The sequence below is a fragment of the Nonomuraea sp. NBC_00507 genome (assembly GCF_036013525.1).
GTDB lineage: Bacteria > Actinomycetota > Actinomycetes > Streptosporangiales > Streptosporangiaceae > Nonomuraea.
Genome location: NZ_CP107853.1, coordinates 1074641 through 1097382, shown reverse-complemented (window position 1 = coordinate 1097382; position 22742 = coordinate 1074641). Strand labels below are relative to the sequence as shown.

Genomic DNA, 22742 nt, shown 5'->3' with positions numbered 1-22742 from the left:
GCGGGCGTCACCCGCGCAAGCGGCGTAAGCGGTCGTGAGACCGCATTCCTGTGCCATCCCGCGCGCTTCCGGCCGCGGGATGGCACAGGAGGCCTCAAGTTTCGATGACCGACAGCAGGGCTGCGCGGGGCGCGTGGACCTCCGAGGCGACGAGCACTCGGAGTCCTCGTTCGTCCTCAGCTGGAAGGCCTCATGCTCGTCGCGAAACTTTACGCCTACGCGTTCGTAGGCGAATTCATCCTGCTCTACCCGGTGTACACGCTGTTGTTCATCGACACCGGGCTGTCCGTGGCCGAGACCTCGTCCCTGTTCGTCATCTGGTCGGTGACCGGCATGGTGCTGGAGGTCCCGTCCGGCGCGTGGGCCGACGCCGTGTCCCGGCGTCTGCTCCTGTGCCTCGGCCCGCTCTTGGCCGGTGCCGGTTACGCCCTGTGGATCCTCTTTCCCTCCTATTGGGCGTTCGCCGTGGGCTTCGTGTTGTGGGGCGCTCAGGGCGCCCTCGTCTCCGGCGCCTACGAGGCCCTCGCGTACGAGGAGTTGGAGTGTCTCGGCCAGGAGAGCCGGTACGCCACCGTCATGGGCAGGGCCGAGTCCGCCGGTCTCGTTGCGGCGGCGGCGTCGATCGGGCTCGCGACGCCGGTGTTCGCGGTTGGCGGGTATCCCGCCGTGGGGGTGGCCAGCGTGCTGGCCTGCGTTCTCGGCGCCGCCGTCGCCCTGACGCTCCCCGAGCACAGAACCCCCGGCGCCGTTACGGAGGGCAGCTATTTGGCGGTGTTGCGGGCCGGCATCGCGGAGACCCGCAGGAATCGAGGCGTGCTCCACGCGGTGCTGCTGGTCTCCTTCGTCACGGCGATCTGGGGAGCCCTGGAGGAGTACGTCCCTTACCTAGGCGTCGAGACCGGCGTGGCCAAGGCCGCCATCCCCTTACTGGTGCTCGTCGTCTGGATCGGCGCCACGGCCGGCGGCCTGCTGGCCGGCAGAGCGCAGGGCATGTCCGCCCCCGCCTACGCCCTGACGATCGGAGGAGCGGCGCTCGCTATGGCAGCGGGGGCCGTGAGCGGGCATCCGGCCGGGTTCGCGCTGATCGCGGTGGCGTTCGGGGCGTTCCAGTTGGCCGGCGTGGTGGCCGACGCGCGGCTCCAGGAGCGGATCACCGGTCCTTCCCGGGCCACCGTGACGTCGGTCGCCGGCCTTGGGACGAATGTGGTCACCCTGGCGGTCTACACGGCCTACGGGGCCGCCTCGTCGGGCTTGCCGCATGGCGTCGCGTTCGCCGTCCTGGTGGCGCCGTACGTGCTGATCGCCCTGCTGGCGGCCCGTCCGCCGGCGCCGGCATCAGTTCAGTAGCGGGACGGGATCCGCTTGGGCAGAGGCGGCGGTTCCGGGGCCGCCGCCTCCACCGGCTCCTCTTCGGGCGGTGGCGCGACCGGCTTCACCGCCGCCCGCCACCGGGAAGGAAAGACCGAGGCGGTGAGCAGGATGCAGCCGACCACGGGGGACCAGGTGTGAAGCAGCGTTTCGTAACCCTGGAGATATTCGGCCGGCACGAACGCGTACCACAGCCGGTGGTCGCCCCCCAAGCCCATGCGCACCTGCACCGTCACCCAGAAACCCATGAAGGCCAGGCCGGGCAGCAGCGAGGCGAGCGGCGACACCCTCGACCCGGCCAGGACGCCGACGGTGACCACGGCGCCGAAGAACGCGGCCAGCGCCATCCAGCCGGCGATCGGCTGGGGCTTGTGGAGCCCGTACCCGAGACCCGCGGCGATCAGTGGTGTGGCCAGCAGTCCCGCGCCCGCACCGAGCAAGTGACGAACACCGTTTCGCAAAGAGAACACCTCCAGCAACGGGACCTTACCGACCTGCCTCCCCGTTTACCTTTAAGGCGGTAAATGTCCGGTTTGGGACACGGCCAAAACCCGGCCATACCACCGAAATAGGGTCTCTTTGGTATCTGAACGGCCTTCGTACCCAGCCGTTACCTTGACAGCACCCCCACCCGAGGAGTGCACATGTTGAGAAAGCGCTCTGCGCTGGTAGGCGGCGTCATCTTAGCCGTCAGCCTGGCAACCCCGCTCAGCCCAGCAGCAGCTGACCCTGGAGCTCCGGCGTCTCAATCCGCCTCCCCAGCACCCCCCGCCATGGTCGACGCGCTCGAACGCGACCTCGGCCTCTCCGAGGCGCAAGTCGTCACCCGGCTGGCCAACGAGGAACGCGCCGCGGCCGCGGAGTCCACGCTGACCGCCGAGCTCGGCGGGTCGTTCGGCGGCGCCTGGCTGAACGACGACGCCTCCAAGCTCATGGTCGCCACCACCGACCCCAACGCCGCCCCCGCCATCGAGGCGAAGGGCGCGCAGCCGGTCCTCGTCAAGCGCCCGCTGGCCGACCTCAACGCGGTCATGCAGAAGCTCGACGCGGCACCGCGGCGGGCCACCGCCGCCGCCTCCCTCTGGTTCGTCGACGTCAAGACCAACACCGTCTCCGTCCAGGCGCCCACGGTCGAGGCCGCCGACGCCCTCGTCGCGGCCGCCGGCGTCGACCGCAGCCTGGTCACCGTGGCGGCGACGGCAGAGCGGCCGGGGACGTACATCGACATCATCGGCGGCGCGCCGTACTACATCGGCTCCAGCCGCTGCAGCGTCGGCTTCTCCGTCACCAGGGGCAGCACTCCCGGCTTCGTCACCGCCGGGCACTGCGGCCGGGCCGGCGCCAGGACCACCAACCCCACGGGCACCTTCCAGGGCTCGTCCTTCCCCGGCAACGACTACGCGTGGGTCGCCGCCCCCGGCAACAACGCGACGCCGTACGTACGCGGCTCCGGCGGCTCGCTCGTGACCGTCCGCGGCTCCACCCAGGCCTCGGTCGGCGCGTCCATCTGCCGCTCCGGCTCGACCACCGGCTGGCGCTGCGGCCTCATCCAGCAGCACAACGCCACCGTCCGGTACGCGCAGGGCACCGTCACCGGCCTGACCAGGACCAGTGCCTGCGCCCAGCCGGGCGACTCCGGCGGCTCGTTCATCTCGGGCAGCCAGGCCCAGGGCGTGACCTCCGGCGGCTCGGGCAACTGCACCACCGGCGGCACGACATACCACCAGCCGGTCAATGAGATCTTGAGCGCTTACGGTCTCACGCTCCGAATCGGCTGACCGAAAACCCCCGCGCAGCGTGCCCACCAGACCCGGGCACGCTGCGCGGCCGTGTCGCGATGAGTTTTCGCCCGCCGCCCGGTCTGTCCCTCGTACGCGCATTCAACGCACAGAGGAGACAGTCATGACGCGACCTGCCCTGGGCAGTCTGCTGCTCGCCAGCACCGACCCCGACCGCCTCCGGACCTGGTACGCCGCCGCCCTCGACCCCGAGAGCGACACCGACGCCAACGGCTATCGCATCCTCAAGTTCGGCGAATTCTTCCTGCTCATCGACACGCGGAACGACGTGGCGGACAAGAATCCCGAGCCCGGCCGGGTGATCCTGAACTTCGACGTGGAGGACGCCCGGGCCGTGGCAGCCCGCATGGAGAGCGCGGGCGTGACGTGGCTGGCGGAGCTGGAGGACCGCGACGGCAGCCTCTTCGCCACGGCGATCGACCCGGACGGCAACTACGTCCAGATCATCCAGCTCAGCGAGGAGCACAGGAAGGCGATGTGACGATGTTCGGCACGACGAAAGCGTTCAGCGGGTTCTCGGTGAACGACATCGCGGCGGCGAAGAAGTTCTATGGCGAGACGCTGGGGCTCCGGGTCTCCGAGGAGCACGGCCTGCTGACCCTCCACATAGCGGGCGGCACCGACATCCTGGTCTACCCGAAGGACAATCACACCCCGGCCACCTTCACGATTCTCAACTTCCCGGTGGAGGACATCGACAAGGCCGTGGACGAGCTGGTGGCACGTGGCGTGCGCTTCGAGCGCTACCCGCACTTCAAAACCGACGAGAAAGGCATCCTCCGGGAGGAGGGCCCGCCGATCGCCTGGTTCACCGACCCGGCGGGAAACATCCTTTCGGTTTTGCAGCCGTAGAAGGCTTTGCAGCCGTAGAAGGCGCAGAGGGCCTCACTTGGGCACGCGGGCCAGGTTTTGGTCGGCCAGGCCGGCCAGCTCGTACAGGCCGGACGGCTTCACCTGCTTGCCGACCACCAGCATGCTCATGACCAGGGTGCCACGCCTGATCATGACGGAGCCGATCTGGGCGTTCTTGTCCCCGCCCGCGGCCGTGGTCAGGTAGGCCCGCGACTGATCGCCCTTGGTCGGCATGGGCAGGGTCCGCGTCTTGTACGAGATCTTCGAGCCGCCGACGTCCGCGGAATAGGAGGTGCACTGCTCCGGCAGCGGCGCCGGGAAGGACGCCGAGGGGAGCCGCACCACGGCCTGGGTGATCGAGCCGCGTTCCGCGGCGTAGGCGATCACTGCGGCCGGCGCCTTGGCGACGTCCGGCTTGGCGGCGTCGAGCTGGGCGGCCCCGGCGCACTCCGGCCGCTCCAGCTTGGCCTCGCGCACGGCGGCCAGCCCTTGCTGGGTGGACTTGAGCGAGCCGAAGGCGCCCAGCTCCGGGCCGTACGAGACGCGCATGCCCGCGGGTGCGGGGATCAGTGCGGCGCGGAGCTGGGCCGCGTCGGCGGACGACGCCGTCGCCGGCTGCCCGGCGGCCGACGCCGCCCCGGTCTTGTCGGACGAACATCCGGCAATCGCCACCATGCTCAGACATATGCCGGAAATGGCCTTGCGCATGAGCCCTCCCCCTTCATTCCAGCGGCATTCATGCGGGGGAAGCCCCCCGCGAACCCCCAAAATCCAAACCGCCAAAGGAATTCCCGAGGGCTAGCCCTCGGGAAACGCTAGAGGAATCGCGGCCCGCGCATCCGTGCAACGTCGCTATTCGCGGAATTCAGCGGTTTTAGGAATGATTTCCGATTCGCCGTTGTTCGGGTTTCCGCCGTTGAGCAAAGCCCTGGCCAAGCCCAGTCCGGTGCCGCCCAGCGTGAGCGCCTTGGCGAGCATTTCCTCGACGCCCTGGGCGCCGTTGAGCACCACCATGTGCTCCACGTTCCCGAAGGCCTTCCCCGCGGCGTCGACGATTTCCGGCCAGCGCTCGGCGAGCTGCTGGGCGACCACCGCCTCCTGGTTCTGCGCCAGAGCGTCGGCGCGTGCCTTGATGGCCTCCGCCTGGGCCAGGCCCTTGGCCTTGGCGGCCTCCGCCTCGGCCATGCCGCGTAGCCTGGTCGCCTCGGCCTCCGCCTCGCCCCGCAGCCTGATGCCCTCGGCCTCGGCCTGCGCCTGGGCGACGGAAGCCTGCCGCGCCGCGTCGGCGAGCGTGACCTGTTCGTACGCCTTCGCGTCCGCGGGCCTGCGCACCTCGCCTTCGAGCCGCTTCTCGGCGAGCTCGGCCTCCCGCTGAGCGGCGGCCGTCTGCTGGACCACGACCTCCTGACGGGCGGACGCCTCGGCCAGGGGGCCCGCCTGCTTGGCCACGGCCCCCGCGCGGTCCATCTCGGCCTGGTAGCCGGCTTGCTGGATACGTGCCTCGCGGACCGCGGCGGCCTTCTTGATGGCGGCCTCCTGCTCGGCGGCGGTGGCCTCCTGGTCGCGCTGCGCCTCGGCGATCCTGGCCAGCGAGGCCACGGCGGCCGCGTGCGGGCGGCCGAGGTTGATGATGTAGCCGGTGGCGTCCTCGATCTCCTGGATCTGCAGCGAGTCCACGACCAGGCCGAGCTTGCTCATCTCGTCGGCCGACGAGGTGCGGATCTCGTTGGTGAGCGCGTCGCGGTTGACGATCAGGTCCTCGACCGTGAGGTTGCCGATGATCGAGCGCAGGTGGCCGGAGAAGAGCTGGTGCGTCTTGTCGTCCACGGTCTTCTGCTGGTCGAGGAAGCGCCGCGCGGCGTTGGCGATGGAGGCGATGTCGTCGCCGACCTTGTAGATCACCACGCCGCGTACGTGCACCGGGATGCCCTGTTTGGTCACGCATTTGACCTCGAGCTGAGAGTCCCTGCTGTCGAGCGACATGCGGCGCGCGATCTGGAAGCCGGGGACGACCAGAGCACCCTTCCCCGTGACGATCTTGAATCCCAGCGTGTCTCTGCCCCGCGCGCCGAGCCCGGAGATGAGGACGGCCTCATTGGGCTCGGCGACCCGCCAGATCAGTTTGAAGGCCACGACGCAGAAGATCACGATTGCCGCGATGATGCCTGCGAGGAGCATGTCCATGGTCACTCCCGGGACGCGGTCGATTCTGTCGCCGACCAGGCTTCCCGGCACGCCCTGCCTCGAAGGTACGCGCGCTCAGGGGGTTTTACCAGACATTTCTGGGTCTGCCCCGTTGGGGGCCGCACCGTTGAGCAGGGCCCTGGCGAGCCCCAGTCCGGTGCCGCCGAGCGTGAGCGCCTTGGCCAGGAGCTCCTCCACGCCCTGGGCGCCGTTGAGCACCACCATGTGGTCCACGTTCCCGAACGCCTTCGCGCCTGCCTCCACGATCTCCGGCCAGCGCTCGGCGAGCTGCTGGGCGATGACCGCCTCCTGGTTCTCCTTCAGCGCCTGGGCCCGCGCGCTGATCGCCTTGGCCTCCGCCAGGCCCTTGGCCTGCGACGCCTCGGCCTCGGCCAGGCCCAGCGCCTTCGCGGCCTCGGCGCTCGCCAGCCCGCGGGCGCGGGCGGCCTGCGCCTCCGCCTCGCCGGCGATCTTCGTGGCCGCGCCGGCGGCCTCGCCGCGCAGCCGCACGGCCTCCGCCTCGGCCGCGGCGGCCTGCTTGACCTGGGAGGCCTGCGCGGCCGCGCGCAGCTCGGTCTCCCTGGCCTCGGCCTCCGCCTGGGCGATGCGGGCGTCGCGCTCGGCCTGGGAGAGCGTGACGGTCTCGTACGCCTTGGCGTCGGCGGGCTTGCGTACCTGTGACTGCAGGCGCTGCTCGGACAGCTGGGCCTCCAGCTCGGCGGCCCTGGTCTCCTGGACCACCACCTCCTGGCGGGCGGTGGCATCCGACAGCGGTCCCGCCTGCTTGGAGGTGGCCTGGGCCCGGTCGATCTCGGCCTGGTAGGAGGCCTCCTTGATGCGCGCGTCGCGCCGGGCGGCGGCCATGTTGGCGGCGGCGATCTGCTCGGCCTCGGTGGCCTCCTGGTCGCGCTGGGCCTGGGCGATGCGGGCGGTGGCGGCGACCTTGGCGGCGTGCGGCTTGCCGAGGTTGACGATGTAGCCGGTCTCGTCGTCGATCTCCTGGATCTGCAGCGAGTCCACGATCAGGCCGAGCTTGCTCATCTCGTCGGCCGCCGACGCCCGGGTCTCGCTGGTCAGGCGCTCACGGTTGAGAATCAGGTCCTCGATCGTGAGGTTGCCGATGATGGAGCGCAGGTGTCCGGTGAACAGCTCGTGGATCGCGCTGGTCATGAAGTCCTGCTGGTCGAGGAAGCGGCGGGCGGCGTTGGCGATGGAGGAGAAGTCGTCGCCGACCTTGTAGATCACCACACCGCGGATCTGCACCGGGATGCCCTGCTGGGTGACGCAGGCGACCTGGAGGTTGGCCGCCCTGGTGTCGAGGCGCAGCCGCCTGGCGGTCTGGAAGCCCGGCAGCACCGCCGTGCCCTTGCCTGTGATGATCTTGAAGCCGAGGCTGTCGAGGCCCTCGCTCCGCCGGCGCGCGCCCAGGCCGGAGATGATCAGGGCCTCGTTGGGCTCGGCGACCCGCCACACGGCCTTGAACAGCAGAGTGATGACGACAATGGCGGCGATGACGGCGCCGCCGATGATGTAGAGCTCAGGGGACATCGACCCCTCCCTAGACGAGTGCTTTGGCCACGTAGACCGTGCGCGGGGGGAAGTAATCCACGACGACGACGATGGCCCCGACGGGGATCTCCTCGTCGGTCACGCTCGGATGGGCGTAGAAGGCCTCGACGCCGCCCCTGATCGGGATCATGACCTCGCCGACGAGGCCAGGGCCGATCTTTCCTGTGACCCTGCCCTGTTTGCCGACCACCGGACTCCCCCTGTTGGTGATATTCCGGACGGTACTCCAAACCGGCATTCGCGGTAATAGGCCGCGCAAAATGTTTCTCGAGACGCTGCGCGTCTCTCATCCCATTTGGCCGGACCTGCCAATGATCGCGCCATGAGCTTGAGCCCGCGCGACCTCGGGATGAACCGGCCTATTTCCCGCCGTGACTTCTTCGACGGCATCGCCGTCGGGGCTGTCGTGTCCACGGGGAAAGCCGAAAAGGCCCAGGCGAGCGCGGTTCCGCCCGCGCCGGGCGGATTCCGTGGCGGCGCGGCCCAGGCGCTCAGCGTGCCGCACGCGCTGCGGGACGGCCGTTTCTGGCAGTACGCGGACCCGCCCGAGCCCACCGGCGAAAGCTACGACCTCGTGGTGGTCGGCGGCGGGCTCAGCGGGGTGAGCGCGGCCTGCGAGTGGCTGCGCCGCGATCCCGGCGCGGCCGTGCTCGTCCTCGACAACCACGACGAGATCGGCGGGCAGGCGCGGCGCGCGCTCTTCCACCGGCAGAGCGGCCCGGCGCACGCCGACCCCGGGCTGGCCGACGGCGTGATGTGCGACGCGGAGACCTTCGGCGCGGACACGCTGGTCAGGCTCCAGTCCGACTGGGTGGCCAGGCTGCCGATCGACGGGCGGGCCAGGGAGGACCTGCGCATGCTGCACCGCGAGCCGCCCGACTGGCTTCCCGGGCTCTCGGCCGAGGGCAAGCAGGAGCGGCTGGCGGAGCTGACGTACTCGGCCTTCCTGCTGGAGGTCTGCGGCGTGCACCCGGACGTGGAGCGGTTCTACCGCAGCATGTCGTGCCCGGAATGGGGGTACGACACGCGGGCGCTCGGTGCGATCGACGCCTGGGGCACCGGATATCCGGGATTCGCGGGCCTGGGACTCGACGCGAACAAGCCGTCGCGGTTCAACTCGCTCACCGTGAAAAAGCAGTGGGGAATGGCAGATCCGGACCTTTACCTCTTTCCCGAGGGAAATCAGGCATTGGTGCGGACGATGGTGCAACGGGCGCTCGACCGGCCCGGCAACCGGGTGCGCTTCCGGCTGTCCAGCCCCGTGGTATCGGTACGCGACGGCGCCGCGTCGGCGACCGTGGGCTATTTCGACGGCCACCAGGTCATGACCGTCACGGCCGGGGCGGTGATCCTGGCCTGCTGGAGCGCGGTCATCCCTTACCTGGTGCCGGAGCTGCCCGCCGAGCAGCGGCAGGCGCTGAGCGCGGCCGTCCGGGTGCCGCTGCTGCACGCCATGGTACGGGTGCGCGACGGGGACGCATGGCGGCGGGCCGGCGTGCGCCGGGTGCGCTGGACCGGCGCGTACTGGTCGCTGACCGAGCTGGAGCCGCCCCGCAGTCCGGGCGGGCCGGCCGCGGTGCACCTTCTGGCCACGCCGTGCCGGTCGGAGCTGGGTCCTGAGGCGGGTGCCGTGGCGGGCCGGCGCGAGCTCATCAAGACGCCGTACGAGCAGCTGGAGCACACGATCCGGGACCAGCTCACCCGGCTGCTGGGGCCGGGCGGGTTCGATCCGGCCGGGGACATCGAGGCGATCACGGTCAACCGGTGGGGGCACGGGAACGCGCCCGAGTACTGTCGGCCGTGGCACCCGTTCTATCCCGACGGGCCGTTCCCCGCGGACGCGGCGCGCAGGCGCTTCGGCAGGATCGCGATCGCGGGCTCGGACTCGGCGCCGGCCGCCCGCGCCGACGCCGCCGTCACTGCGGCGTTCCGCGCGGTGGAGGAGCTGGCCCGATGACGCTCTGGCTCCGGGTCTTCCTGGTCGGGCTCGCGCTCTGGGTGGCCACCGTCGTCGTGACGGCCTGGACGCACAACTCCAACCTCGTCCCGACCGTGGTGCTGTTCGGCAGTTTCCTGGTGCCGGTGACGTTCGTGGTGTGGGCGTACGGGCGGGGCCGCTCGCCGCGGGTCACGGTCGAGATGATGTTCACGGCGTTCGTGGTGGGCGGCGTGCTGGGCGTGCTCGGCGCCTCGGTCCTGGAGGCCTGGCTCATCCGGCCGTCGATCATCATGTACGTGCTGGTCGGGCTGATCGAGGAGGGCGCGAAGCTGGCCGCGCTGATCTTCGTCACCCGGCGCATGACCACGCGCGGCACCATGGACGGCGTCATCCTCGGCGCGACCGTCGGCTTCGGCTTCGCCGCGTTCGAGAGCGCTGGTTACGCCTTCAACGCCCTCTTCACCTCCGAGGGCCTGTCGCTGTTCCAACTGGTCGAGACCGAGGTGCTGCGCGGCATCCTGACGCCCGTCGGGCACGGCCTGTGGACGGCCATCGCCGGCGGTGTCCTGTTCGCCGCGCGCGGCCGGGTCACGGTTCCCGTGGTGCTGACCTACCTCGGCGTCTCGCTGCTGCACGCGCTGTGGGACTCGATGACCGCCATCGCCATCGCCATCACGCTGGTGCTGACCGGCCGGCCGTGGCAGTTCGAGTTGCTGCGGATCGGCCGGGTGCCGCGGGTGACCGCGTGGCAGGTGCACATCTTCACGCTGCTGAACTGGGCGGGGCTCAGCACGATTTCGCTGGTCGCGCTGGTCTGGCTGTGGACGGTCGTACGATCGGGCAAGCACCGGCGCGAGATCGCGTCCCAATAATCACGGTAATGAACGTCTTCCTCCCACTGCGCCGGAGCCATAAACGGTGCTAGTCTCCTGTGCGATCTTCCGGAGGTGTATTTACACAAGGTGTGGAAATGCCCCCGACTCGAGGTTGGGACATGGGCTCGCGAAACCGGTCTATTCGGTTCAAGATCTTTCTATTGCTGTTGCTACCCCTCCTGTCTCTGAGCGCGCTCTGGGGTTTCGTCCTCAACCTCACCATGGGCGACGCCCAGTCACTGCTCCGTGCCGGCACGCTCTATCAGACCCTCGGCGTCACCTCCACCGACCTGGGCTTGCAACTTCAGGCCGAGCGAGTGCGCTCCGCCGAGGCACTCACCACGCGTGAGCTCACCGAGGCGCTCGGCGGCCAGCGCGCCCGCACCGACCGGTCCGTCGGCGAGTTCCGTCAGGCCGTCACGGAGGCCGGCGACGCGGCCGGCAACCTGGGCCGTCCCCTGGGCACGCTGATGGGCGCGCTCGATCGGCTTGGCTCGATCAGGGCCGACATTGACAACGGCCTCAGCTCCCGCCTGTCCGGGCTGAACGAGTACAACCGCATCCTCGACTCGATCTTCTTGCTCTACGACCACCTGGTCTCTGTCTCCGACCTGGGCATACTCCAGCAGGCGTCCTCGCTGCAGGCCATGGGCATGGCCAGGGAGCAGATCGCGAGGGAGCACGCGCTGGTCATCGGGGCGCTGGCCGACGGGCGGCTCACCGAGCCCGAGACCGCGGCGTTCACCGAGTACGCCGCCTCCAGGAGGTTCCTGCACGCGCGCGGGCTGGCGGGCCTCGAGGTGACGATGCGCAGGCCGTACGAGCAGATCTTCGCGTCCGAGTCGTTCCAGACCTTCCTCAGCGTGGAGGCCAGGATCGTCAGGACCGGCGCCCCGCCGCCCGACGCCGCGGGCTGGACGGAGACGATCAGCACCCTGACCTCTCAGCTGGACAAACACGGCCTGGCCGCAGCCGAGGTGCTGGCCGCGCGCACGTCCGAGGCCGCCACGGCCACGGTCGCCGAGATCGCGATCGCGGGCGGCGTCGGCTTGATCGCAGTGCTCGCGTCGATCATCATCTCTGTACGCTTCGGTCGTCGCCTGGCCGGAGAGCTCGGCGGGCTGCGCGCGGCCGCGGTCGAGCTGTCGGAGCAGCGGCTCCCCGACATCGTGGAGCGGTTGCGCAAGGGCGAGGACATCGACGTGCGGAAGGAGGCCAAGGCGATCAAGGTGAGCGGTTCCGCTGAGATCACCGACGTGGCCAGGGCCTTCGGTTCCGTGCAGCGCACCGCCGTGACGGCGGCGGTCGGCCAGGCCGCGCTGCGGCGCGGGGTCGGCCAGGTCTTCCTCAACCTCGCCCGGCGCAAGCAGGGGCTGCTGCACCGGCAGCTGGCGCTGCTCGACGGCATGCAGCGGCGCACGCACGACCCTGACCGGCTGGAGGAGCTCTTCCGGCTCGACCACCTCACCACCCGCATGCGGCGGCACGCCGAGAGCCTGATCGTCCTGTCCGGGTCCGCGCCCGGGCGGGCGTGGCGCAAGCCCGTGCCCGTGATCGACATCGTCCGGGCCGCGGTCGCCGAGGTCGAGGACTACACCAGGGTCGCCGTCGAGGCGATGCCGGTCAGCGCGTTCGACGGGGGCGCCGCGGCCGACCTCACGCACCTGCTCGCCGAGCTGGTCGAGAACGCCACCATCTATTCACCGCCGGACACTCAGGTCCAGGTGCGCGGCGACCAGGTGAGCAACGGCTACGCCGTCGAGATCGAGGACAAGGGCCCGGGCCTGTCGGCCCCCGAGTACGCCGCGTTCAACACGCTGCTGGCCGACCCCCCGGAGTTCGACCTGGCCGACAGCGACAGGCTCGGCCTGTTCGTGGTGGCCAGGCTGGCCGCGCGGCACGGGATCAAGGTGCTGCTGCGGCGCTCGCCCTTCGGCGGCACGACCGCCATCGTGCTCGTGCCGCGCGAGATGGTGACCGAGCAGACGGCGCTGACGGCCGGCGACAGCGGGGAGGAGATGGCCGCGCTGCCGAGCCGTACCAGGAAGAAGGCGCTCGCGGTGGTCACCTCGGGCACCCACGCCGGACTGCCCAGGCGAGTGCGCCAGGCCGGCCCGTCGTCACGGCTCCAGCCGTCCGCGGAGCCCGCGCCCGAGCAGCCGGCCGACCGCTCTCCCGACGAGGTACGCGACCTGTTCTCCGCCTTCCAGCGGGGAACCCAACGCGCCCGAGAAGAAGCCCAGGATGAGGGGGACAAATGAGTGTGCCGACCACCAACACCGGTGAACTTAACTGGCTGCTGGACGACCTGACCGCCAGGGTGGCCGCCGTGCGCCAGGCGGTCATCCTGTCGACCGACGGCCTGGCGATCGGCTACTCCAAGGGGCTGCTGCGGGAGGACGCCGAGCACCTGTCGGCCGTGGCGGCCGGTTTCCAGAGCCTGGCCCGCGGCACCGGCCGCCATTTCGGCGGCGGCGACGTGCGCCAGACCATTGTGGAGATGGAGTCGGCGTTCCTGTTCGTCACGGCGGCGGGACAGGGCACCTGCCTGGCCGTGATCGCCGATGCGAACGTGGACGTCGGCCACATCGCCTACGAGATGGCGATGCTGGTCAAGCGGGTGGGCCAGCACATCACGACCAATCCGCGCGCTGGAGCGTCATGAGCGACAGCCCGCAGTGGTTCGATGAGGAGGCGGGGCCCGTCGTCCGGCCCTACGCCCTCATCCGCGGCCGCACGCGTTCCTCCGGGGACACGTTCGACCTCGTCGCGACCGTGCGCACCATCGGCGACCCGACGGATGCGCTCGGTCCCGAGCAGCAACTGATCCTGCGGGCTGCTCGCAGTCCCATCTCGGTGGCCGATCTGGCCGTCGAGCTCGACCTGCCCATCGGCGTCGTCCGAGTCCTGCTCGGCGACATGCGTGACCACGGTCTCATCTCGGTGTCGTCGTCCTCGGCCGGAGGAACGCGGTCGAATGAGCGCATTCTCAAGGAAGTGATCAATGGACTCCGTGCTCTCTGAGGACCCCGTCGCGCTGAAGATCCTCGTTGCGGGCGGGTTCGGCGTGGGCAAGACCACCCTGGTCGCATCGATCAGCGAGATCAAACCGCTGCGCACGGAGGAGGTGCTCTCCGACCGCGGGATCGGCGTGGACGATCTCGACGGCGTGGAGGCCAAGACCACCACGACCGTGGCGATGGACTTCGGCCGCATCACGATCCGCGAAGGGCTGGTGGTTTACCTGTTCGGCACGCCCGGGCAGGAGCGGTTCTGGTTCATGTGGGACGAGCTGTCCCACGGCGCGCTGGGCGCGGTCGTGATCGCCGACACCCGGCGGCTGACCGACTGCTTCCCCTCCGTCGACTACTTCGAGCAGCGCGGCACGCCGTTCGTGGTGGCCGTCAACTGCTTCGACGGGGCCGAGCGGCACAGCGTGGACGACGTGCGCATCGCGCTCGACCTGGACGACAACGTGCCGGTGATGCTGTGCGACGTGCGGCGGCGCACGTCGGCCAAGGAAGTCATGATCACCCTGGTCGAGCACTCCCTGCGCACGCTGACCTCGGCGAACTGAGGCGCACCGAGGTCGGCGTCAGAGCGCTCTGAGGCCGTTGATCACTTCACGGAGCAGGCTCTCGGTCGCCGTGGACGCCTGGTCGCGCTGCGGGCGTACTGAGACCAGGCCGTGCTCCAGCAGGTCCCCCAGCAGCACCCGTAACACGCCGACCGGCAGGCCCACCTCCGAGGCGAGCTCGGCGACGGGCTTGCCCTGGCCGGACACGCAGCTGACCACCCTCCGGTGCTGAGCGCTGAGCTCGGCGTGGGACGGGGCGGGCAACCCGGTCGCGACGACGGTCGCCAGCAGGTCGAGCGCTGAGGACGCGGGCCTGGTGCGCCCGCGCGCGACCGCGTACGGCCGGACGACGGGTCCCGCCTCCTCATCGACCCACTCGTGCTCGCGGCTCACGGCTGAGATCCCCCATCCTGGTCGCTGTCCTGCCGCCCGCGCTGCCAGCCGGACTGGAGCGAGGAGAGCAATGCCCTGGCCTCCTCGGGCGAACGCTCCTCGGCGGGCGGGGTGGGGGGCGGCTGCTGCTGAAGCCGCTCCGGCAGGTTGGTCTGCCGCTGGCGGCGGGGCAGGCTCGTCTGCCGTTCGGCGGCCGGCCTGTCTGTCTGCTCGTCGGGGTGCTCGTGCCGTTCGCGGCGGGGGAGGCCGGTCGTCCCATTACGCTGCGGGAGGCCGGTCGTCCCATTACGTTGCGGGAGGCCGGTCGGCCGCTCCCGCTCCGCGAGCTCGGCGGGTTGTGCCTGCTGTGGCAGCGCGGGATCCCCGCCGCGCTTGGCGGTACGGACCCGGCGCGGCAAGTCGCCGGGCCCCGTGGTCTCCGGCCGGACCACCGACACGGAGATGGACTCGAACTCCAGCGGCTGCACCGGGGTCGCCATGGGCTGGACCAGTGATCCCGGGACGAGCACGATCGCGGTCGTGCCGCCGTACGGCGAGGGCTTGAGTGTCACCTTGATGCCGTGCCGGGCCGCGAGCATGCCGACCACCGCGAACCCGAGCCGCTCGGTCTGGGCGGCGTCGAACTCCGGCGGGCTGGCCAAACGCTCGTTGATGATCCTCCGGCTGGCCTCGTCCATGCCGAGGCCGCGGTCCTCGATCTCGACGGCGAAGCCCCTGCCGACCATCTCGCCGCGCACCGAGACCTCGTTGCTGGGCGAGGAGAAGGCGGCGGCGTTCTCGATCAGCTCGGCGAACAGGTGCATGAGGTCGGCCACCGCCGTGCCGGAGACGCCGCACTCGGTCATCGGGTAGACGCGGACCCGGGTGTACTCCTCCACCTGGGCCGCGGCGCCGCTGAGCACGTCCTCGATCGGGATGACGCCGCGCCACCTGCGGCCCGCGGAGCCGCCGGAGAGCAGCACCAGGCCCTCGGCGTGGCGGCGCATGCGGGTGGTCAGGTGGTCGAGCTTGAACAGCCGCTCCAGGGCCTCGGGCTCTTCCGTCTGGTTCTGCATCTCGTCGAGCAGCTTGAGCTGGCGCTGCAGCAGCGACTGGCTGCGCCGCGCCAGGTTACGCAGCGCCTCGGACAGCCCCTCGCGCATCCTGGCCTGCTCGACGGCCGCGTCGACGGCCGTGCTCTGCACGCTGTCGAACGCCGCGGCCAGGTCGCTGACCTCGCTGGTGGCGTTGCGGGCCACCTTGATGGGCGGCGCCTCGGCCTCGATGTCGACGCTCTCGCCCTTGCGCAGCTTGGCCACGACGTCGGGCAGCCTGATCTCGGCCAGGTCGAGAGCGGTACGGCGGAGCGTCGCCAGCTCGCGGGTGATCCTGCGGCCGACCCGGACCGAGATGAAGATCGAGAAGATGACCGCGATCAGGCCGACCGCGCCCGCGATGGCGGCCCGCACCACGATGGCGATGCCGGCGGGCTCCATCCTGGCCAGCAGCTTGTCGCCGGTGCGCCAGATGGCCTCTTGGTATTCCTTCTGCACCTGGTCGGCTACGCCCCGCCAGAGCTCGACGTCCAGCGGCTGCCCGGAGACGTAGCCCTCCACCAGGTTCTCCATGGTGACGTACCGGGAGGAGTAGTAGATCTTCTCGAACGGGGCCCGCAGCTCGCTGTCGAGGTTGGCCAGAGCCTTCGGGAACAGGTAGGTGCGGGCGCCGTCGATCCCCGCCAGCATGTGGACGTCGCGCATGTTCGCCTGGCCGTTCGCGGCGATGATCAGGGCGTGCTCGCGGCTCAGCAGCTCGCGCACCTCGTCGGCGGCGATCAGGCCCTGCGCCTGCAGCGAGAGCTCGACGTCCGTGCCCATCGTCAGCCGGGAGTAGAGCAGGTGGACCTCATCGGAGATCTTCGCGTACTCCGTCACCAGACCGCCGGGGGTGAGGCTGCGCTCATCCACCTTGCGCCTGATGTCAGGGAGCCGGTCGATCGCCGCGAACACGCTTTGGAGCTGGTTCTTCATGTCCAGCGAGAGCGCGTCCTGCGTGTCCTGCGACTGCGCCTGCTGCGTCAGGTCTTTCCTGTTCGCGTCGACCTTGGCCCGTGCCTTGCTCAGCGCGTCCGGGTCCGTGACGGCGCCGGCGATCCGCTCGGCCGAGGCCAGCCGCTCGGCCTGCAGGTTGCCGGTCAGGCCGTCGGCGTGGTTGATGACACCGGTCCAGATCGTCTCGACCTTGAGCAGGTCGAGCGCCTCTCCCGACGTGGTGCTCGCGGCGAAGCCCCAGAGCGCGACCAGGGAGACCAAGGGGATGACGAGCAGCGTCGAGATCTTGAATCGGATGGATCTGCCCGATGCCATGACACCTGCTCCCGGATAGAAGATCGCGGGAGAGAATAGCATCGAAACGCATGGTTTTAAGATCGACTAGCGATAAATCTGTGGTATGTCGGGATTTTTAGGGCCTCGACCTGGTTTGGCGATGTCCTCCGCCGCCAGGCGAGCCGCACCAGCCAGGCCGCCAGCACGGCGAGCAACGCCACCTCCGCGCCCAGTAGCAGCCTCTCCACGAGCCCGATCATCACCCGCTCGCCCGGCAGGGCCACGTACGTGATCGCCAGCAGCCCGAACCCCCCGGCCAGCGCCACCCACTCCACGGCCCGCGCCACGGGCTTCCAGTCGGCGTTGGCGGCCAACCGGGGGACCAGCAGCGCCCCGGCCGCCGGAAGGCTGATGAAGGCCGCCACGGACGCGTACCGATGGATCTGTGCCGCGAGGTCGAGGTCCGTGCCGATCGGCGTGGTCGGGACGATCGCGGCCACCACGAGCGCCCCCGACCACACCATCAGCAACCGCTCCGGCATCCCCCGGACGGGGGCCCCCGCCGCCCTGAGGCCCGCCAGCAACGCCAGGGACCCGATCCCCAGGACCGCCATCGCGACCTCCGTGACGCCCCCGCGGTCCGACACGGCGTACTCGCTGACGGTCACGTTCATGGGGTCGAGGTAAGGGTCGGGGCCGAACTGCCCGACCACCACCGCGACCACGGCGAACATGATCGATCCACAGGCGATCAGCGGAAAGAGCCTCTTTGCTGCGGTCATGCCGCAACTCTCCCGCTGTGCACCGCTTCCTCACATCCGGCCCCGCCCCCGAGCCGTCCCTGACCCGACCCTGACTTCTCCGGGTCTGGCTGAAGGGAACCCCTCGGGGCTCAGATCAGGACGTGGGCGTCCGGGCGGCCAACGAAAGAGAACTGGGCGTTGCGGGTCAGCTTGATGTGGTCCGCCTGCCAGGTGTGCATCGAGGCGTCGGCGCTGCGCCAGTAGACGAAGTTGAAGCGGTCCGCCGAGTAGATCTTGACGGAGTCCGCCTTCAGCCGCCGCACCAGCTCGGTGTCCTCGCCCCGGGTGATGTCCGCGAACCCGTACGAGCGGAACATGTCCGCCTTGCCGAGGAACGTGCCGCCCTGGACGAGGAACGAGTAGCGGTGCTCCAGGCCGGGCAGCCGGAGCATCGTGGTGTCGCTGCCCTCGAAGTACGCGTAGTGCGCACCCTTGCCCACCAGCTCCGCGTCCGAATAGTCGAACGCCCGGACCAGGTCCGACAGGTAGTGCTCGCCGTACAGGTTGTCGTCGTCCATCTTGGCGATCAGGTCGCCTTCGGCGGCCGCGATGCCCAGGTTCATGCAGGCGCCGAGCGACAGCGAGGCGTCGGCGGGCAGGACCGTGACGTCCGTGATGCCCGCCATGCGGGCCTTGTCGGCGACCACGACGGGGTCGATGTCGAGGCCGTGCAGCACCATGATCAGCTGCAGCGGGCGGTGGATCTGCCGGGCCACCGACGAGATCGCGTGCTCGATCTGGGAGGCGCGGTTGGTGGGCAGCACGACCGAGATCGACCGGGTCCTGGGCGTCACCTGGTGCCCGAGGTCCTGCAGGATCTGGTCCACGCGGTGGGAGAACAGGTGCTTGTCGAACACCTCGCGCATCGCCAGGTGCCCCATCCTGGCCCGCAGCTCGGGGCTGTTGATCAGGTGCAGGACCTGGTTGTACGACTCGATCGGCTCCCGCGCGATGGGAACGAGGCTGCCGAAGGTCTCCTCGATCGCCCGCGACCATCCCGACACGACCGGCGTCGCGCAGGCGGACAGCTCGAAGACCCGCCGCGCGCACATGGTCGGCGAGTCCAGCACCGAGTTGACGTTGAGGAAGACCTTGTACATCCGGTACGCGGCCAGCATCTGGTCGTACGGCAGCTCGCCCACGATGTGCGGGCGGTACTTCTCCGGCCAGGCGTACTTCTCGTCCACCTCGCCGTTGCGCGCGAAGATGTGCAGGCCCAGCTCGCGTACCGGGTCGAGGACGGTCTCCATCTGCTCGCGGCGCTCGGGGTGCTTGTCGCGGAAGTACATCCCGGCGAACACCACGTCGTGCAGCCGGCCCTGCTTCTGCTGGATCGGATTGTGCACACGAGGCTGGGCGGCGAACTGCAGCACATCAACGCGGTCGTGTCCCAAAATTTCCCGATATTTGGGCATCATGTCACCGTCGCAGGTGAACACGTAATCGAACAACTTGGCCGTGTCGATGAAGAAGTCGAAGTTCGGCGGGTCTTCCTTGTTCCAGAAAACCGTTGGGATGCCCTCTTGCCGGCACCAGGCCACCAGATCGCGCAGGGGCTCCTTGGGGGCGTTGGTGCCGGTCATCTGGTAGCGCCAGCGGCCCTGGTTCCCGTGCCAGGCCGACTCGCAGAACAGCAGGTCGGGCCGCTTCTCCGCGAAGATCTCCGGCCAGTCCTTGAGTCCGAACTCGATCTGGTCCCACTCGTAGCGGAACGCCATCCTGGAGAAGTCGTCCAGGATCACCGCGACCTTGAGGTCCGGCCGGTTCACCGGCCCGGCCGGCCACTTCACCGGCGGCACCTCGACCAGTGGGGGCCGGTTGTTCGCGATCTGGGTCGCCTCGGTGACGGGGATCGGCGGCTTCGGCGCCTTCTCCTTGGAGCGGACCGCCTCCATGATCTTCCCTGGGCTCTTGGAGCCCAGGGCCTCACCCAGCTTGAACGTGCGCTTGGCCTGCGTGGCCTCGAGCTTCCACGTGGCGTACGCGGCCTTGGCCTCGGCGATCTCCAGCCGCCGCCGCAGCTCCCTGACCTCCGCTTCGTAGCGCTCGACGAGCTTGCGCTCCTCGGGCAGCCAGTTGACGGGTCCCAGTCTTTGAAACGCAGGGGGCTCGGGGGTATCGGCCATGGTGGTACGCCTATCGCTCAGCGGAGGAGGTTGTCATGTTACGTCGGAAGCGAAGGCTATTCGGGGCGTTTGGCCTGGGAAGCGGGTGCCAGGTTGTCGCCCTTCAGCCAGGCCGCGATCACCGTGGCGATCCGCGGGCCCGCCTTGCCGTCCCAGAGCACCGGCAGCTCCCCGGCCGGCGTGGCGGCGCCGTCGGCCAGCGCCTTCTCCGCGGCCGCGGGCAGAAGGGCGGGCGTGACCAGCCGGTTCGTGCCATGGGTGATCGTGATCGGCCGCTCGGTGTTGGGCCGCAGTGTCAGGCAGGGCACCCCGAGCATGGTCGTCTCCTCCTGCACGCCGCCGGAGTCCGTGACCACCAGAGCGGCGCCGCGGACGAGTGAGAGAAAGTCCACATAGCCGAGCGGCTCGATGACCTTGATCGTCTCGCCGTCGAGCAGGCCCGCCTCGGCCAGTCGCGCCTTGCCGCGCGGGTGCACCGGAATCACGATCGGGACCTGCCGCGACACCTCCAGCACGGCCTCGACCAGTTCCTTGGCGGCTTCGGCGGTGTCCACGTTCGCGGGGCGGTGCAACGTCGCGACGGCATAGCGAGCCGGCAGGCCCAGCCGCGCCACCACGGGAGCCGGGTCCAGCGTCGGCAGTGCGGAGAACAAGCTGTCGATCATGGGGTTGCCGACCAGGTGCACCTTGGACGGCGGCACCCCCTCGGCCGACAGGTAGGCAAGCGCCTCGGGGGAGGTGGCGAAGAGCAGGTCGGCCAGCGCGTCGGTGACGACCCGGTTGACCTCCTCGGGCATGCCCCGGTCGAACGAGCGCAGCCCCGCCTCCACGTGCGCGGTCGGCACGCCCAGCTTGGCGCAGACGAGGATCGCGGCCAGCGTCGAGTTCACGTCGCCGTACACCACGACCAGGTCGGGATCGTGCTCCTGGACGACCTCCTCCAGACCGACGAGCAGGGCCGCGGTCTGCTTGGCGTGGCTGCCCGAGCCGACCCCCAGGTTCGCCACCGGATCCGGCAGGCCGAGGTCGGCGAAGAAGACGTCGGACATCAGCGCGTCGTAGTGCTGGCCAGTGTGAATGATGCCCTGCCGCACGCCGAGTTCACCGAGTGCCCGCACCACCGGAGCCGCTTTCACGAAATTGGGACGAGCACCCAAAACGTGCAGGACCAGGGGGTTCTCCCTCATTGACCTCGCCTTTCATAGCGGAAGGGAAAAGCGTTGCCTATGGTACGGTCACGGCGTGGCATCCGACGCCAGTCGTCAAGACTCCTCTAAGGTTTCCGCGAAGTCCGCCCGTGCCGGCGTCGGTGGACTTCTCAAGGGCTTCGTCCAGCACCCCATCATCGTCACCCGCGTCGTCGTGACGAAGGTCAAGTCCGATCCCGTCCGCGTGGCCCAAGCCGCCGCCGACGCGCTCCCGCCCCGGCTGCGCCCCATCGTGGGCAGTGTGGCCTGGCCGGCCGCGCGCCGGGCCCGGCACATCGTGCGCAAGCTCGGCATGCGCGTGATCAAGGGGCCGTGGAACGAGGCCAAGGAGCACTGGGACGCCGGCCGGGTCAGCCAGGCCGCCGCCGTGCTCGAGGCCCACACCAAATACCCGTTCGTCAAGCGCAGGGCCGCCTACTACCGGGGCGAGCTGGGCGCCATCAGCCCCGACCCGATCCCGCCCGGGCCCAAGGTGGCCATACTGGAGCGGGTCCAGGGCCGGGTCATGCACCTGGTCACCAACGCGTTGCCGTACACGCAGGCCGGCTACACCGTCCGCACCCACCGCATCGTCACCTCGCAGAAGGCCGCGGGGCTCGACCCGCACGTGGTCACGAGCTGGGGCTGGCCGATGTTGCAGGGGCACGCGGACGCGCCGCCGTTCGAGGAGCTCGACGGCATCCCCTACTACCGGCTGCTGCCCGACGGGCACGGCGATGTGCCGTTCGAGATGCGCGGGCGCATGATCAGGGGCGCCGACGCGGTCACCAAGCTCGTCACCCAGCTGCGGCCGCAGGTGCTGCACGCCGCCACCGACCACCGCAACGGCTCGGTCGCGCACGCCGTGCGCGACCGCACGGGCACGCCGTTCGTCTACGAGGTACGCGGCTTCCTGGAGGAGACCTGGGCCTCCCGCGACCCGATCAGGGTCGGCAGCGAGCGGCACGTCCTCCAGCGCGAGCGCGAGGCGTTCCTGATGTGCGAGGCCGACGCGGTGGTCACGCTGGCCGAGACCATGGCCACCGAGATCGTCGAGCGCGGCGTGCCCAGGGAGAAGATCCACCTGGCGCCCAACGCGGTGGACGACTCGCTGCTGACGGCCCACTACGACGGCGCCTCGTTCCGGGACGCGTACGGCATCAAGCCCCATGAGGTCGTCGTCGGCTCGGTGTCCAGCATCGTGGCCTACGAGGGGTTCGCCACCCTGCTGCGGGCCGCCGCGCTGCTGCGTGACCAGGACACACCGGTCCGGGTGCTCATCGTCGGCGACGGCACCGAGCGCGACAACCTCCTGGAGCTCGTCGGCGAGCTCGGTCTGAGCGACGCCATCCTGCCCGGCAGGGTCGGCCCGGAGGAGGCGCTGCAGGCGCAGGACGCCATCGACGTCTTCGCCTGCCCGCGCGAGGACCTGCGGGTATGCCGACTTGTTACGCCATTGAAACCGGTCGAGGCGATGGCGCTCGGAAAGCCCGTGGTGCTCAGCGATCTGCCGGCCCTGTCCGAGCTCGTCGGCTCCGACGGCGCCGGGCTGCTGGTGCCGCCGGGCGATCCCGAGGCGCTCGCGAAGGCCATCGCCGGGCTCAGGGAGGACCCCGCCAGGCGGGCCGAGATGGGGGAGGCGGGTCGCGCCGAAGTGGCCGCGAAGCGCACCTGGAGCCGCGTTGCCGAGACTTATCAAGCTCTGTACCGATCCTTGGCTGAATGATGACCTTCAAGTTGCCTGTCTTTTGTGACGGTTTCCGT

Annotated in this window: 21 protein-coding genes; 11 read left to right on the top strand and 10 right to left on the bottom strand. The window is 69.9% G+C overall.

Features of this window, described 5'->3' with window-relative positions; genetic code table 11:
* The first annotated feature begins 192 nt into the window (after positions 1-192).
* Entirely contained in the window at positions 193-1347 is a 1155-nt protein-coding gene (locus OHA25_RS05670) for an MFS transporter (protein ID WP_327586546.1), read from the top strand.
* On the opposite strand, the gene OHA25_RS05665 is transcribed toward OHA25_RS05670, so the two are convergent.
* Positions 1341-1829: a hypothetical protein gene (locus OHA25_RS05665; protein WP_327586545.1), complete on the bottom strand. Its 489-nt coding sequence runs from the start codon at positions 1827-1829 to the stop codon at positions 1341-1343. The two genes, OHA25_RS05670 and OHA25_RS05665, sit on opposite strands and share 7 nt — an antisense overlap.
* Before the next feature lie 312 nt (positions 1830-2141).
* On the opposite strand from OHA25_RS05665, the gene OHA25_RS05660 reads away from it, so the two are divergent.
* From OHA25_RS05660 to OHA25_RS05650, 3 genes are all read left to right on the top strand, one after another.
* Positions 2142-3146 (top strand): S1 family peptidase, encoded by a 1005-nt coding sequence (locus tag OHA25_RS05660; protein ID WP_305914140.1) that lies wholly within the window; start codon positions 2142-2144, stop codon positions 3144-3146.
* Between the two features lie 124 nt (positions 3147-3270).
* Positions 3271-3648: a VOC family protein gene (locus tag OHA25_RS05655; RefSeq protein WP_327586544.1), complete on the top strand. Its 378-nt coding sequence runs from the start codon at positions 3271-3273 to the stop codon at positions 3646-3648.
* Positions 3649-3650: 2 nt separating this feature from the next.
* The gene (locus OHA25_RS05650) at positions 3651-4019 is read left to right on the top strand and encodes a VOC family protein (protein WP_327590929.1); all 369 of its coding nucleotides are present in this window, start codon (positions 3651-3653) and stop codon (positions 4017-4019) included.
* Positions 4020-4052: 33 nt separating this feature from the next.
* Here the strand turns inward: OHA25_RS05650 and OHA25_RS05645 are convergent, their stop codons facing one another.
* From OHA25_RS05645 to OHA25_RS05630, 4 genes are all read right to left on the bottom strand, one after another.
* Complete coding sequence (locus OHA25_RS05645) at positions 4053-4727, bottom strand: hypothetical protein (RefSeq protein WP_327586543.1); 675 nt, start codon at positions 4725-4727, stop codon at positions 4053-4055.
* Positions 4728-4871: 144 nt separating this feature from the next.
* Positions 4872-6203, bottom strand: coding sequence for a flotillin family protein (locus OHA25_RS05640; protein WP_327586542.1), 1332 nt, complete (start codon positions 6201-6203; stop codon positions 4872-4874).
* A gap of 75 nt (positions 6204-6278) precedes the next feature.
* On the bottom strand, positions 6279-7751 hold the full coding sequence (locus OHA25_RS05635) for an SPFH domain-containing protein (RefSeq protein ID WP_327586541.1): 1473 nt from the start codon (positions 7749-7751) through the stop codon (positions 6279-6281).
* Positions 7752-7761: 10 nt separating this feature from the next.
* Entirely contained in the window at positions 7762-7962 is a 201-nt protein-coding gene (locus OHA25_RS05630) for a hypothetical protein (RefSeq protein WP_305914145.1), read from the bottom strand.
* A 132-nt stretch (positions 7963-8094) separates the two neighbouring features.
* Here OHA25_RS05630 and OHA25_RS05625 point away from each other — a divergent pair, with 132 nt between their 5' ends.
* The 6 genes from OHA25_RS05625 (at position 8095) to OHA25_RS05600 (ending at position 14163) form a co-directional block, all read left to right on the top strand.
* Positions 8095-9729 (top strand): FAD-dependent oxidoreductase, encoded by a 1635-nt coding sequence (locus OHA25_RS05625; protein WP_327586540.1) that lies wholly within the window; start codon positions 8095-8097, stop codon positions 9727-9729.
* The gene (locus OHA25_RS05620) at positions 9726-10583 is read left to right on the top strand and encodes a PrsW family intramembrane metalloprotease (protein ID WP_327586539.1); all 858 of its coding nucleotides are present in this window, start codon (positions 9726-9728) and stop codon (positions 10581-10583) included. Before OHA25_RS05625 ends, OHA25_RS05620 begins: the two co-directional genes overlap by 4 nt.
* Positions 10584-10747: 164 nt before the next feature.
* Complete coding sequence (locus OHA25_RS05615; RefSeq protein WP_327586538.1) at positions 10748-12847, top strand: sensor histidine kinase; 2100 nt, start codon at positions 10748-10750, stop codon at positions 12845-12847.
* Positions 12844-13251 carry a roadblock/LC7 domain-containing protein gene (locus OHA25_RS05610; RefSeq protein ID WP_327586537.1) on the top strand — a complete coding sequence of 136 codons (408 nt, stop codon included), beginning with the start codon at positions 12844-12846 and terminating at the stop codon, positions 13249-13251. Before OHA25_RS05615 ends, OHA25_RS05610 begins: the two co-directional genes overlap by 4 nt.
* Entirely contained in the window at positions 13248-13610 is a 363-nt protein-coding gene (locus OHA25_RS05605; RefSeq protein WP_327586536.1) for a DUF742 domain-containing protein, read from the top strand. Before OHA25_RS05610 ends, OHA25_RS05605 begins: the two co-directional genes overlap by 4 nt.
* A complete protein-coding gene (locus tag OHA25_RS05600) occupies positions 13591-14163 on the top strand; it encodes a GTP-binding protein (protein ID WP_327586535.1) in 573 nt (190 codons plus the stop codon). The genes OHA25_RS05605 and OHA25_RS05600 overlap by 20 nt, the downstream gene beginning before the upstream one ends.
* An 18-nt stretch (positions 14164-14181) precedes the next feature.
* Here OHA25_RS05600 and OHA25_RS05595 read toward each other — a convergent pair whose 3' ends face one another.
* The 5 genes from OHA25_RS05595 to wecB all read right to left on the bottom strand — a co-directional run bounded on the left by OHA25_RS05595 (position 14182) and on the right by wecB (position 20978).
* Complete coding sequence (locus tag OHA25_RS05595) at positions 14182-14556, bottom strand: DUF742 domain-containing protein (RefSeq protein WP_327586534.1); 375 nt, start codon at positions 14554-14556, stop codon at positions 14182-14184.
* Positions 14553-16901: a sensor histidine kinase gene (locus OHA25_RS05590; protein WP_327586533.1), complete on the bottom strand. Its 2349-nt coding sequence runs from the start codon at positions 16899-16901 to the stop codon at positions 14553-14555. Before OHA25_RS05590 ends, OHA25_RS05595 begins: the two co-directional genes overlap by 4 nt.
* A 56-nt stretch (positions 16902-16957) precedes the next feature.
* The gene (locus OHA25_RS05585; RefSeq protein WP_327586532.1) at positions 16958-17644 is read right to left on the bottom strand and encodes a DUF998 domain-containing protein; all 687 of its coding nucleotides are present in this window, start codon (positions 17642-17644) and stop codon (positions 16958-16960) included.
* A gap of 110 nt (positions 17645-17754) precedes the next feature.
* On the bottom strand, positions 17755-19791 hold the full coding sequence (locus OHA25_RS05580; RefSeq protein WP_327586531.1) for a glycosyltransferase family protein: 2037 nt from the start codon (positions 19789-19791) through the stop codon (positions 17755-17757).
* A gap of 56 nt (positions 19792-19847) precedes the next feature.
* Positions 19848-20978, bottom strand: a complete 1131-nt coding sequence (wecB, locus tag OHA25_RS05575; protein ID WP_327586530.1) for a non-hydrolyzing UDP-N-acetylglucosamine 2-epimerase — start codon at positions 20976-20978, stop codon at positions 19848-19850.
* Positions 20979-21033: 55 nt separating this feature from the next.
* Between wecB and OHA25_RS05570 the strand changes: the two genes are divergently transcribed.
* Positions 21034-22704, top strand: a complete 1671-nt coding sequence (locus tag OHA25_RS05570; protein ID WP_327586529.1) for a glycosyltransferase — start codon at positions 21034-21036, stop codon at positions 22702-22704.
* Positions 22705-22742 lie beyond the last annotated feature (38 nt).

Coding starts and splice junctions, on each gene's coding strand:
- OHA25_RS05670 (WP_327586546.1), top strand. CDS start 193: ATGCTCGTCGCGAAACTTTACGCCTACGCGTTCGTAGGCGAATTCATC.
- OHA25_RS05660 (WP_305914140.1), top strand. CDS start 2,142: ATGGTCGACGCGCTCGAACGCGACCTCGGCCTCTCCGAGGCGCAAGTC.
- OHA25_RS05655 (WP_327586544.1), top strand. CDS start 3,271: ATGACGCGACCTGCCCTGGGCAGTCTGCTGCTCGCCAGCACCGACCCC.
- OHA25_RS05650 (WP_327590929.1), top strand. CDS start 3,651: ATGTTCGGCACGACGAAAGCGTTCAGCGGGTTCTCGGTGAACGACATC.
- OHA25_RS05645 (WP_327586543.1), bottom strand. CDS start 4,727: ATGCGCAAGGCCATTTCCGGCATATGTCTGAGCATGGTGGCGATTGCC.
- OHA25_RS05640 (WP_327586542.1), bottom strand. CDS start 6,203: ATGGACATGCTCCTCGCAGGCATCATCGCGGCAATCGTGATCTTCTGC.
- OHA25_RS05635 (WP_327586541.1), bottom strand. CDS start 7,751: ATGTCCCCTGAGCTCTACATCATCGGCGGCGCCGTCATCGCCGCCATT.
- OHA25_RS05625 (WP_327586540.1), top strand. CDS start 8,095: ATGAGCTTGAGCCCGCGCGACCTCGGGATGAACCGGCCTATTTCCCGC.
- OHA25_RS05620 (WP_327586539.1), top strand. CDS start 9,726: ATGACGCTCTGGCTCCGGGTCTTCCTGGTCGGGCTCGCGCTCTGGGTG.
- OHA25_RS05610 (WP_327586537.1), top strand. CDS start 12,844: ATGAGTGTGCCGACCACCAACACCGGTGAACTTAACTGGCTGCTGGAC.
- OHA25_RS05605 (WP_327586536.1), top strand. CDS start 13,248: ATGAGCGACAGCCCGCAGTGGTTCGATGAGGAGGCGGGGCCCGTCGTC.
- OHA25_RS05600 (WP_327586535.1), top strand. CDS start 13,591: ATGGACTCCGTGCTCTCTGAGGACCCCGTCGCGCTGAAGATCCTCGTT.
- OHA25_RS05590 (WP_327586533.1), bottom strand. CDS start 16,901: ATGGCATCGGGCAGATCCATCCGATTCAAGATCTCGACGCTGCTCGTC.
- OHA25_RS05585 (WP_327586532.1), bottom strand. CDS start 17,644: ATGACCGCAGCAAAGAGGCTCTTTCCGCTGATCGCCTGTGGATCGATC.
- OHA25_RS05580 (WP_327586531.1), bottom strand. CDS start 19,791: ATGGCCGATACCCCCGAGCCCCCTGCGTTTCAAAGACTGGGACCCGTC.
- wecB (WP_327586530.1), bottom strand. CDS start 20,978: ATGAGGGAGAACCCCCTGGTCCTGCACGTTTTGGGTGCTCGTCCCAAT.